We start from the raw sequence: 10210 nt of genomic DNA on the forward strand, positions 1-10210 counted from the left end.
CAGGCCAAGGAGCTCGGCAGCCGCGGTATCCGCGTGAACACCGGCGCGCCCGGGGCAACCGCGACCGACTTCGGCGGCGGCATGATGCACGACGAACAGGTCCGGAACTACCTCACCTCGCAGGTCGCGCTGGGACGCGTGGGCGAACCCGACGACATCGCGGGCGCGGTGACCGCCCTTCTCTCGGAGGCGAACCGGTGGGTCACCGCGCAGCGCATCGAGATCTCCGGCGGACAGAGCCTGTGAACGGCAGACCGGCAGGGGCAACGATTCCGATGAGGGATCTGACCGGCAAGACGGCCCTGATTACGGGCTCCGCCCGAGGCATCGGCAAGGCGATAGCCCTGCGCTACGCACGCCTCGGCGCGAACATCGTGGTCAACTACGCCTCCAGCGCGAAGGCAGCCGACGCGACGGTCGCAGAGATAGAGCATCTGGGCGCGGAGGCGATCGCCGTACAGGCCGACATGTCTGTCGTCCCTGACATCGAGCGCCTCTTCGCCGAAGCCGCCGAGCGTTTCGGGCGGATCGACATCGCTGTCGCCAACGCGGGTGTCGAAATCATCGGCATCGATTTCCTCGACGTCACCGAGGAGCAGTTCGACCGTCTCTTCGCCATCAACACCCGGGGCACCTTCTTCACCCTCCAGGCGGCGGCGCGGCACGTCGCGAACGGCGGCCGGATCATCTACGTCGGTTCGAGCACGACGACCGTGCCGGTCCGCGGCGAAGGACTGTACGGGTCGAGCAAGACAGCACCGCGCTACGCCGTACAGGTCCTGGCGCAGGAACTCGCTGACCGCGGTGTCACCGTCAACACGATCCTTCCCACGGCGATCGAGGGCGCGGGCGTGTTCACCGAGCCGGACCCCAACCACCCGGTCCGGCAGTTCGTCGCCCGGCCCGGGCGCATCGGCCGCCGGATGGGGACCGTCGACGACGTCGCGGACGCCGCCGAGTACCTCGCCTCCGGCCTCGCGGCCTGGATCAGCGGGCAGAGCCTCCTGATCAGCGGGGGTGCACTCCAGTGACCATGCCGAAAACCCCGCGTGGACCGCAGCACACTGAACGGAGCATCACCATGACTACGACCATGACTGACGACGCGTCTCCGACCGCCGTCGGGCCCAGATGGGCGAGCCTCGCCTCGGCCGACCCGCACACCGTCGCTTCCTTCTACAGGGCCGTGCTGGGCTGGGCCATCACGGAGACCAACGGTCGACTGATCGCGTCCGCCGCGGGCACGCCGGTGGCCGACATCGCCGACATCACTGTGGCCGACGGGATCCCTGGATGGCTCATCCACTTCGACGTCGACGGCCTCGGCACCGCACTGACCGCCGTCTCCAACGCCAACGGCGCGGTCCTGCCCCCGGCCGACGGCGACTCCGCCGAAACCGCGGTCGTGATCGACCCCAACGGAACACGAGTCGCACTCCGCGCGCCCGCCTCACGGCACTCCAAGCGGCCCGCACACGGCACCCTCGCATGGGGCGAACTCATCACCGACGACGTCGACACGTCCGCAGCGTTCTACCGCGAGGCGTTCGGGTGGGGGCTCACGGAGCCGACTGGTCCCCTCGGCCGCCGCGAGTGGCAGACACACGGCAGATCTTTCTCCGGGCTCCTGCCACGGCCGCCGGCCATGCCTGCCGAGACCCCCGCGTACTGGGACGTCTACTTCGCCGTCGACGACATCGAGGCCGCCGCGACGGCCGCCACCGAACACGGCGGCACCCGGCTCATGCCGCCGATGCCGATCGAGATCGGCACGATCACGGTCTTCCTCGACCCCGCGGGAGCCGTCTTCACACTCGTCCAGCTCACCACCGAGGAGGCCGCCGCATGACCACCAGCACCCACGACAAACGCGACAAGAGCGGCAAGGTCGGGCTGGTCACCGGCGCCGGATCCGGCCTCGGCGAAGCGGCCGCCAGGCGACTCGCCGCGGACGGCGCGCGTATCGTCGTCGCCGACCGTGACGCGGGGGCCGCCGAACGCGTCGCCGCGGAACTCCGCGCCGCCGGACACCTCGCATCCGCGTTCGCCGCGGACGTCCGCTCGTTCGACGACACCGAGCGGCTCGTGGCTTTCACCGTCACGACCTACGGCGCCCTCGACCTCGCCTTCAACAACGCCGGCATCACGCCCGGCCTGGTCGAGGTCCATGACATCGCTCCAAACGACTGGAACGACGTCATCACCGTCAACCTGACCGGCGTCTTCCACAGCATGAAGGCCGAGATCGCCCACATGCTCGAAGCCGGCGGTGGGACCATCCTCAACATGGCCTCCACCGCCGGGGTGATGGCCCACGCCGGGCGGGCCGCGTACTCGGCCTCCAAGCACGGCATCGTCGGGCTCACCCGCTCTGCCGCGGTCGAATACGCGCAGCGCGGCATCCGCATCAACGCCGTCGCACCCGGTCCGATCGACGCCCCATCGGCACGGGCGCTCCCGCCGGAGGTCCGCGCCTCCATCGCCGCGAAAACCGCGATGGGCCGCGTGGGCCAGGTCGACGAGGTCGCAGGCGTGGTGAGCTTCCTGCTCTCGGACGAAGCCGCCTTCGTCACCGGCTCCGTCTACGAGGTCAACGGCGGCCAGACCCAACTCTGAACACCGCGCAGGCGGAGCACTCCTCAACAAGCTCGGCACCTACGTGCGGCCCAAAGCCCAGCGTGTTCGGACTGTGCCGTCCCCCGGGGTCCCAGCCCGCGTACTGGACATCTGCCTCGTGTGGGCCGACGGCGGCTATACCGGCTCCCTCATCGGCTGGGCTCGGCAAAAGCTTGCCCTGGCCCTGGAGATCGTGAAGCGCACCGACGATATGCAGGGGTTCGTGGTGCTGCCGAGGCGGTGGGTGGTCGAGCGCACCCTGAGCTGTTGATGCATTCGAGGCGTCTGTGCCGGGACTACGAGACCCTGACCACCACCAGCGAGGCGGTGAACTAGTGGTCGGTGATCACGCGGATGGGCCGCCGCCTGGCGAGCATGTCCTCAACCTGACCAACCTCCGGGTGCGGACGGCGTTAGCTCAGCGGCTGAGGCTTCCGTGGTGGTATCTGGCGGCGACCGCGTTGCTGACAGCTGCGGTGCTGGCCCTGCCGTTCCTGCAGCCGCGGTACATCTCCGAGAATGTGGGCCAAAGCTCGTTGCCGGTGTTGATCCTGACCCAGACAGGCCTGAGCCGCCTTCTGGTTCGCACCACCGGTGTGAAGTACCGCGGCCGGAACATGGCCTACCCGTCGGCCCGACCCGTCATGTGGGTCGCGTTCGCTGTGGCGCTGACATCCGTTGCCGGCGAGCACGTGCTGCGCGGAAGGGGGTATACCGTGCTCGCGATCGCGCTGGTCATCGTCGTGGTGGGGGCGGCGGTGGGCATTGTGCTGTGGCAGAACGCGGCAATCCGTCACGACATCCGGCAAGGGCGAGCGGTATCGCGATGACCAGACCCGAAGGACGCGGGCGACTGGACGAGATCATCCATCCGGTGACCCGGTTGTCGATCTGCGGACTGCTCGCCACCGGCCCGCAGTGGGTGGAGTTCTCCGTCGTGCGGGACACCGTGGGGGTGAGCGATTCGGTGCTGTCCAAGCAGTCCCGGATCCTGGAGGACGCCGGCTACCTCGAAGTACTCAAGGGCGCGATCGGACGGCGTCCACGAACATGGTTCCGGCCACCTCCGAGGGCCGCACCGCGTTCACCGAACACCTCACCTGGATGCAGAACGCCGCTCAACTCGCCGCCGGCCAGGCAGCAGCCGACGACGGTGACCCGGAAAGCTGAATCGGCCGACCGGACCGACCGACTGGGCGTCCCCGAGCCCCCGGTGTGACGCTCTTCGCCCAGCGGTCGGTGCGGATCACCCGCACCTACGCGGCGATCTTCGACCCGCACCTGCGAGGCATCTCAGAGCCGGTCCTCAATGGCCCCTCCGCCACCAACCTCGAGACCGGCTTCCTGTCCTGATGGAGCCGAACACAGCAAAGCCGCCCGCCGTAGGCCGCCCGCCGCAGGCCGGCGGCCCTGCCGCGTAACGGATCGGGTCATTTCGCAACCTTGGCACTTCCTTCCGCGCCCCAGCGGCCGGCACTGAACGCGCCCGACGCCTTCTGAAACAACCACCCCCGCTCGGCCAGGCGTTTCGCCTTCGAGCGCACCCCCTCAACCTTCGCCGCCACCGCGGCGTCGATGCCCAGCACGGCCGCAGTCTTCCTGGCCCGCAACGGCTCCGCCCCAGGCCGGTCCCGTAACACCTTCAGAATCTGCTGGTTGTCCAGCGACAACACCGACACCGCCAGCCCCTCCCGCCGGCGCGGCACCACGGGCCCCTGGGCTGCAGCAGACACCCGCGCAGGGAAAGGCGCCACTTCCGACCCGTCTTCGCCTTCTTCCACGTCAGCGGCCGCTTCGGCGGACACCGCCAGGGCCTCGACGAGTTCCTCGTGCGCGATGACCCGCCGATCCAGCTCGACCTCGGCGGCTTCCAGCTCCGCAGCCGCTCGGGCCGCTTCCTCCCGCAGCACCTCCACCCGCTCACGGGCAACCGCCTCCCGCGCCTCCAACAACCCCAGCACCGACGCCACCGCACGCCCCTCGGCGACCCACCAGATCAGGACGCCGAACCCCTTCCTCACCCGGCGCCGAACCATGCCTGACCAACGCGTCGGCGGGAAGGACTCCCTGGGAGTATGGGGTGCGGCGGCCTCGGTCGTGCATCCCGCCGCCGCGATGGTGTCCGGCGTGACCAGCGCGGTCTTATCGCTGGCCATGAAGCTGACCTGCGCCGCCGGAGCGGACGGCGAGGTGAGCGTCATGATCACGGCACGCCCGCCTGCGCACGCACTTTCACAACAGACCCTGGCAGAGAGGGCCTGACCGGTGTCGGTGTGAACCGTGGGTGAGTTGTCGACGGCCGTGGCAGTCCCGATGGCGCTTGGTGGCATCGCCCAAAGCCCGGTGCGGCACCTGCTGGGCCTGTGGACCGGTTCGGCGTGCCGGCCGCCTGGCGGGACGGAGCGCCTTACTGAGGACCGGGCGCCTGCGGAACTCCGTCGTGTCTGCTGAGCGCTTGCGTTGCCTGACGCTGCGTCTGTTCGGCCACCGCACGAGCTTCCGCTACGACGTCACCGCGTTCACGTACCAGACTCTCGTAGACCGGCAGATGATCGTTTCCGGTGGAGTTGGGTGTCACAGGGCTGGCCCTTCTTGGTGTCGTATTGCGGGCCCGCCGGATCGGACCCCGAAATTCCTGGTGACCGCTAGCACAATCGTGGCTCACCCGCATCGGGCGTCTGGTCGGCAGGACTCTCTAGCCATGGGGATGTGGTCATGCGCGGCCGAGCCGTGCAGCGATCCCGTGACCGACCAACAAATAAATCAGGGCCGGCAGACCATAATTGAGGAGAACGCGAAGGCTTTCCGTGTCCATAGTGAAAATATCCTGTGACCACCAGGCCAGCCAGTCGGCCGTTCCGTGCACGAACTCGACGAAGACATTGGCTTCGTTGGCTCCGAGCAGATGGAGCAGGATCCACAGCCCCAGGAAACCGGCGGCGATGTCAGCGATTGTGTGGACAGTCAGGGCTATCCGTCGGGCAGTGGACTGGCTCCGCTCGTAACGGTGTGGGCGCCCCGAGGGCTGGTCGTAGGCGCCGTATCCGGGCGTCGGTTCGGTATTGCTCACGGGAATCCAATCTGGCGCATCACTGTACAGGCCGGGGTACGGCCATCAGGCTCCTGGGTTGTCTTTCCCAGGAGAGTTTCCTGCGGCATCACGCGCACAGGTCGTTGCGCGGGCCTGTATAAGTCAGCGGCCTGCGGCCGCCGCCGCGTTACACCACCCCCGAGATATCCCAAATATGGGCACGTAATCTGCACCTTTCCTAAATCGCAACCGTGCGGCCTACCAACGACGCGCTGCTCCTGAAATAGGGTTTGGCCTGCTGTTCGGGCGACGCCGACAGCCCGACGGTCATCCGGTGGAGGCTGGGGTGGGAATCCCGGGTTCAGCCCGCTTCCGCGCACCCGAACGACGGCGACAGGCGCGGCGAAAACCGAAGCTGCGCACCAGCGCGTCGACCAGCCACGCTCCACATCCCGACCGGCCGTCTATACTCGGCTTTCCCTCCCACCAGGCGTTGATCAGCAGGGCCAGGCGCAGGCGAGAGACCGGTCTGGGCATGGGTGTCCTCCCAGGCTGTCGAGACAGACCGGCGGCATCAACTGCCAGATGAGCGAACCTGCGGTGCTGCGGGTTGTTCGAATCACGCGTTCGGGCTGGCCGGGCGAGCAGACGGCTCCAGGACCTTCGTATCGCAGCCCGCTCTGCAGGACCGGAGCTTTGAAGGCCGTCCCACTGGCCCCGCTCCCGATGCGTTCAACCGCCGGTCTGGCGACGGCACTCGTGATCCTTCAGGTTTGCCGTGGGTGTGACGCTGTTGCCACTTCGTGCGCTGTAGGGGGTGGGCCTGCTGTGTCAGGTCCCGTGATACTCGCTCCCGCTTTTCCGGCGAGTGTTCGCGCAGTGGGGCAGGCAGATGCGTCCCCCCGTCGTCTGCCTGCCCCGTGAGACCTTCGCTTGGACGGTCTCGCGTCGTCGCGCCGGTAGTCTGGGCGCGCCGCTGCCCAAATGACCATCAGTCATGAGAATTCGGGCCTGCGCAGTGTGCCGTTGTCGTCATGATTCGGGGTGGGTGTGAAGGTGCTGCTGGCAGACCGCTATCAACTGGATGAGCTGCTGGGACGCGGCGCGATGGGCGAGGTGTGGCGAGCTGCTGACCAGGTTCTCGGGCGTCCCGTCGCGGTCAAGCTCCTGAGAGCGGACGAGGCGACGGACATCGAGCGATTCCGGCTGGAGGCACAGACCGCGGCCCGTCTCAACCATCCGAACGTCGTGGGCGTGTACGACTTCGGCTCCCACCACGGCCGGCTCTACCTGGTCATGGAGCTCGTCGACGGCTGGAGCCTGGCCCAGGAGCGGTCGATGCGCGGCGCCCTGGCTCCGCATGAGGCGGCCGTCATCGCAGCACAGGTGGCGGCGGGCCTGTCCGCAGCTCACCGCCAGGGAGTGATCCACCGGGACATCAAGCCCGCCAACGTCATGATTTCCACGGACCGCACCGTAAAGATCACCGACTTCGGCATCGCCCGTTTCGCGGACGACGCCGCCAGCACCCTGACCGCCACCGGCAAGATCATTGGCACCGCCGACTACCTGGCGCCCGAACGGGCCCTGGGGCATCCAGCGCAGCCCGCCTCGGACGTCTACTCGCTCGGCTGCGTACTGTACGAACTGCTCACCGGCCGACCCCCGTTCCAAGGCACCACCTCGATCGCCGTCGTGCAACAGCACGTCGACGCCGCCCCGCTGCCGCCCGCCCAGCTGCGCCCCGAGATACTCCAGCCCCTCTCCGACTACCTGCTGCACCTGCTTGCCAAGGACCCCCCGCACCGACCCAGCGCCGAGCAGGCAGCCAACTGGCTCCACGCGCCGCAGCAGACTCCAGCCCTCGCCGAACCGCAGAGCACTGCCCCCATGCCCGCGCCGGTTGCCCTCGCACCAGCACCGCCGCCTCCAGCGGATCCGCGCGCTGCACACTCCCATCCGCACGGCCACCGTAGGCTTACGCCGAAAGCAGCGCTGGGCATCGCCGCCGTGGTCCTGTTCGGTTCTGCCGCCGCCATCGGAGCCTCCCTGAACTCAGGTAACGACGGCCCGTCGGCGCCTACGTCGCCTACGACGACCGTCACATCCGTACCTGTCAGCGAGCCCCCGGCGACTGCGGCGCCATCCACCACGGCACCGCCGACGGAGGTCCACGAGGACGGCGAGGACCACGACGGCAAGGGCAAGCACGGCAAGGGGAAGGGATCCGACTGAGGCGCCATCGGAGGCCCGAAGCCGCCCTCTGAGCTGCTTGAGTGTGGAGTGGGTTTGCTGTCCGGCCCGGCTGCTCGTGCTGTGCGCCGGAGAAGAGAGGCCCCGTCCTACGGCCCGGCCGGGTTCGAAGAGCAAGGACAACAGCGCATGACCGCCGGCGGGATGCCTCGCACGGTGCAGTCACCTACCGATCCTGGACATCACCACACGTCGCCGGGCCGCATGACCACGGAGCAGGTCTCGACGACGCCGTTCGGCCGTCGTCGAGAGCCCCCGCAGGCCGGAACGCCACCAGCTTCTCCGTGCGTATGCGGTGAGACTGTTTGGAGGTCCAGTTGATGGAATGTGCGGTGCCTCGCGATCAGGCACGGCGAGGGCCCCGACCGACATCCGGACGCTGTTGGTCAATTCCGCCCCGCTGGATCTCATCCAGGGGGGCGGAGTGCTGCGAAGGGGGAGATGCGGGTACGGGCGAGTGGTCTGCCAGTGAGCCAGGCGTCGAGGCGGGCGAGGTTGATCGCGGCGCCGGTGAAGTGGTGTTGCAGCCGGGTTTTAGTGAGGCTGCCGTAGCGGGATCTGCGCAGGCCGAAAGACTGGACACCGTGCGAGATGGTGCCCTCGACGCCGGCGCGGTGTCCGTAGCGGCGGCGCCAGAGGTCGGTGTCCTGCTCTACGCGGGACTGCTGGAGGATGTCGTGCTCGGCTCTCGGCGCCACTGAACGCTGGTCTCCGAGACAGAGTTCGGGGCCGGCTCACTCGCCTCTGTGAAGCAGGTGCGGAGACCGGACGACAAGCACGGCGAGTGCGTCGGTGCGTGGTCGGCAGGCGCGCTGGTGGACTCGACCAGGTCGGCGACCGGTGGAGCCTGCTCGTGGTGCGCGATCTGATCGGCGACCCCAAGCGGTTCACGGATCTGATGGCCTGGCTGGGCGGCGTCACCCCCAAGATCCTCACCCGGTGGCTGCGTGAGCTGGAGGAGAGTGGAGTGCTGCGTGCCGAGCGGGTCGGCGGGCGGCGCGATTTGGTACCAACTCACTGAGGCGGGGGCGGAACTCGGGCCGGTGGTGGACGCGCTCAGCTGGTCGGGGATGCGGCACGCTTGGCGCCCGCCCCGTCCCGGGGAACCGCTGTGCATCGAGCATCTGCTCCGCGCGAACGTCGAGGCCATCGCACACACCGGGCACGACCGCGAACCCGCCTGCCGGCAGCTGGACTTCGGGCCGGACGGCCGCTAGGTCATCGAGGGCGGCGAGGACGGATGGCGCCTGGAGGACGGCCTGGGCGCACGGCCGCCGGACGTGACCGCCACCGGCCCCGCGCCCGCCTGGGCCCACTTCACCATGAAGCCGACCGCATTCCGCGCGTCCGCACTCGGTTTCGCGCTCACCGCTCCCGCTCCCGCCCGCTCCCGCTTCCTGCGCCTGCTGCGCGCGTTCCCCCGTACGGTCGGGCAGGACACCTGATCCCGGCAGAGGTCCCGGTCCACGAGTCGCTCGCGCAGGGCCGGCAGGCTGCTGTCACCGCCCGCTCTTACCACTCCGGCCGCGTTCAGCAGCAGCCGGTCTCGGCGGTGCCGGAGCGGATCTGCTCGATGAGGGGGCGTTCGACGTCGTAGGCGTCGGCGACGGGCAGGACCCGGGCGCCGGGATGCTGGTCCAGCCAGCCCTTGGCCGCGTCGGCGCCCGCGCCGACGCCAGCGAAGAAGTGGACCTGGTTGCAGAAGGACACACGGACCGTGGTCGCGCGTCGGGGGTGACGATGGAGACCACGGCCGTGGCCGGCTCCACGTTCGTGGGTCCGTCGGGCGTCGCGGTGAGGCGGACCGGGTCCCCGGTGGCCCGGCATGGGGATGGTGGCCTGGGCGGTGTGGCCGAGGACGGCGGGGAAACCCCGGCCGGGGCCGCCTTGCGCCAGACCAACCGGGGTGACGGGCACAGCAGGCAAGCCCAGAAGCCGGTGACCGCCGACTGGCCGAGCAGCGGGTTGTACGTGGAGCGCCGGAGCTGGGCCGCTCTGTCGTCGGCTGCCTTCGCCAGGTTTTGTGCGCGGGCGCGGACCCGGCCGAGGTCGCCCAGAGGGCAGGGAACAGTGTGGCGGTTCTCCTGCCCCCCGAGCGAAGTGTCTCTATGACCGGTGCAGCGCCGCGTTCAGTATTGCTCGGTCTCCACGAAACCCGCGTCCGCATCGTCGTTCGCGCCGAAGGCGTCGGCAGCGGCGGTCGGGTCGAATCCGGGCGGGCTGTCCTTGAGGCCCAGGCCCATGCCGGCCAGCTTCGCCTTGACCTCGTCGATGGACTTCGCACCGAAGTTGCGGATGTCCAGGAGGTCG

General features: G+C 69.0%; 14 protein-coding genes and 3 pseudogenes. 12 read left to right on the forward strand and 5 right to left on the reverse strand.

Going from position 1 to position 10210, the window contains the following annotated elements; genetic code table 11:
* From KVT44_RS54815 to KVT44_RS54850, 8 genes are all read left to right on the forward strand, one after another.
* On the forward strand, positions 1-246 hold a 246-nt coding region (locus KVT44_RS54815), incomplete at its 5' end, for an SDR family NAD(P)-dependent oxidoreductase (protein ID WP_217576648.1).
* A 29-nt stretch (positions 247-275) separates the two neighbouring features.
* Positions 276-1031, forward strand: coding sequence for an SDR family oxidoreductase (locus KVT44_RS54820; protein ID WP_217576650.1), 756 nt, complete (start codon positions 276-278; stop codon positions 1029-1031).
* Between the two features lie 50 nt (positions 1032-1081).
* On the forward strand, positions 1082-1849 hold the full coding sequence (locus KVT44_RS54825; RefSeq protein WP_217576652.1) for a VOC family protein: 768 nt from the start codon (positions 1082-1084) through the stop codon (positions 1847-1849).
* Entirely contained in the window at positions 1846-2616 is a 771-nt protein-coding gene (locus KVT44_RS54830) for an SDR family NAD(P)-dependent oxidoreductase (RefSeq protein WP_217576654.1), read from the forward strand. The genes KVT44_RS54825 and KVT44_RS54830 overlap by 4 nt, the downstream gene beginning before the upstream one ends.
* A 118-nt stretch (positions 2617-2734) precedes the next feature.
* The gene (locus KVT44_RS54835) at positions 2735-2887 is read left to right on the forward strand and encodes a hypothetical protein (RefSeq protein WP_254651204.1); all 153 of its coding nucleotides are present in this window, start codon (positions 2735-2737) and stop codon (positions 2885-2887) included.
* Between the two features lie 64 nt (positions 2888-2951).
* Entirely contained in the window at positions 2952-3446 is a 495-nt protein-coding gene (locus KVT44_RS54840; RefSeq protein WP_217576656.1) for a hypothetical protein, read from the forward strand.
* Positions 3443-3835 carry a transcriptional regulator gene (locus tag KVT44_RS54845; protein WP_254651205.1) on the forward strand — a complete coding sequence of 131 codons (393 nt, stop codon included), beginning with the start codon at positions 3443-3445 and terminating at the stop codon, positions 3833-3835. The genes KVT44_RS54840 and KVT44_RS54845 overlap by 4 nt, the downstream gene beginning before the upstream one ends.
* Complete coding sequence (locus KVT44_RS54850; protein WP_217576658.1) at positions 3832-3969, forward strand: hypothetical protein; 138 nt, start codon at positions 3832-3834, stop codon at positions 3967-3969. Before KVT44_RS54845 ends, KVT44_RS54850 begins: the two co-directional genes overlap by 4 nt.
* Before the next feature lie 767 nt (positions 3970-4736).
* On the opposite strand, the pseudogene KVT44_RS60935 reads toward KVT44_RS54850, so the two are convergent.
* Positions 4737-4820, reverse strand: a pseudogene (locus KVT44_RS60935) (glyoxalase); the annotation flags it as partial.
* 509 nt (positions 4821-5329) lie between these two features.
* Positions 5330-5686 carry a hypothetical protein gene (locus KVT44_RS54865; RefSeq protein ID WP_217576660.1) on the reverse strand — a complete coding sequence of 119 codons (357 nt, stop codon included), beginning with the start codon at positions 5684-5686 and terminating at the stop codon, positions 5330-5332.
* 1017 nt (positions 5687-6703) lie between these two features.
* Here KVT44_RS54865 and KVT44_RS54870 point away from each other — a divergent pair.
* A complete protein-coding gene (locus KVT44_RS54870) occupies positions 6704-7882 on the forward strand; it encodes a serine/threonine-protein kinase (RefSeq protein ID WP_217576662.1) in 1179 nt (392 codons plus the stop codon).
* Positions 7883-8307: 425 nt separating this feature from the next.
* Here the strand turns inward: KVT44_RS54870 and KVT44_RS54875 are convergent.
* Positions 8308-8700, reverse strand: a pseudogene (locus KVT44_RS54875) (transposase); the annotation flags it as partial.
* A gap of 56 nt (positions 8701-8756) precedes the next feature.
* On the opposite strand from KVT44_RS54875, the gene KVT44_RS54880 reads away from it, so the two are divergent.
* The 3 genes from KVT44_RS54880 (at position 8757) to KVT44_RS54890 (ending at position 9345) form a co-directional block, all read left to right on the forward strand.
* Entirely contained in the window at positions 8757-8921 is a 165-nt protein-coding gene (locus tag KVT44_RS54880) for a winged helix-turn-helix transcriptional regulator (RefSeq protein ID WP_308314420.1), read from the forward strand.
* A complete protein-coding gene (locus KVT44_RS54885; protein ID WP_217576670.1) occupies positions 8875-9117 on the forward strand; it encodes a hypothetical protein in 243 nt (80 codons plus the stop codon). The genes KVT44_RS54880 and KVT44_RS54885 overlap by 47 nt, the downstream gene beginning before the upstream one ends.
* Before the next feature lie 63 nt (positions 9118-9180).
* The gene (locus KVT44_RS54890; protein WP_217576672.1) at positions 9181-9345 is read left to right on the forward strand and encodes a hypothetical protein; all 165 of its coding nucleotides are present in this window, start codon (positions 9181-9183) and stop codon (positions 9343-9345) included.
* An 85-nt stretch (positions 9346-9430) separates the two neighbouring features.
* Here the strand turns inward: KVT44_RS54890 and merB are convergent.
* Both merB and KVT44_RS54900 read right to left on the reverse strand, forming a co-directional pair.
* Positions 9431-9732: pseudogene (gene merB, locus KVT44_RS59665) on the reverse strand (organomercurial lyase); the annotation flags it as partial.
* Positions 9733-10029: 297 nt separating this feature from the next.
* Positions 10030-10210: DNA-directed RNA polymerase subunit alpha C-terminal domain-containing protein (locus KVT44_RS54900; protein WP_302832263.1), on the reverse strand; the 181-nt coding region annotated here is incomplete at its 5' end.

The sequence above is a fragment of the Streptomyces sp. GbtcB7 genome (assembly GCF_019091445.1).
Classification (GTDB): domain Bacteria; phylum Actinomycetota; class Actinomycetes; order Streptomycetales; family Streptomycetaceae; genus Streptomyces; species Streptomyces mirabilis.

Excerpts from the sequence above, each read along its gene's own strand:
- KVT44_RS54830 (WP_217576654.1), top strand. The coding sequence starts at position 1,846 with ATGACCACCAGCACCCACGACAAACGCGACAAGAGCGGCAAGGTCGGG.
- KVT44_RS54825 (WP_217576652.1), top strand. The coding sequence starts at position 1,082 with ATGACTACGACCATGACTGACGACGCGTCTCCGACCGCCGTCGGGCCC.
- KVT44_RS54820 (WP_217576650.1), top strand. The coding sequence starts at position 276 with ATGAGGGATCTGACCGGCAAGACGGCCCTGATTACGGGCTCCGCCCGA.
- KVT44_RS54845 (WP_254651205.1), top strand. The coding sequence starts at position 3,443 with ATGACCAGACCCGAAGGACGCGGGCGACTGGACGAGATCATCCATCCG.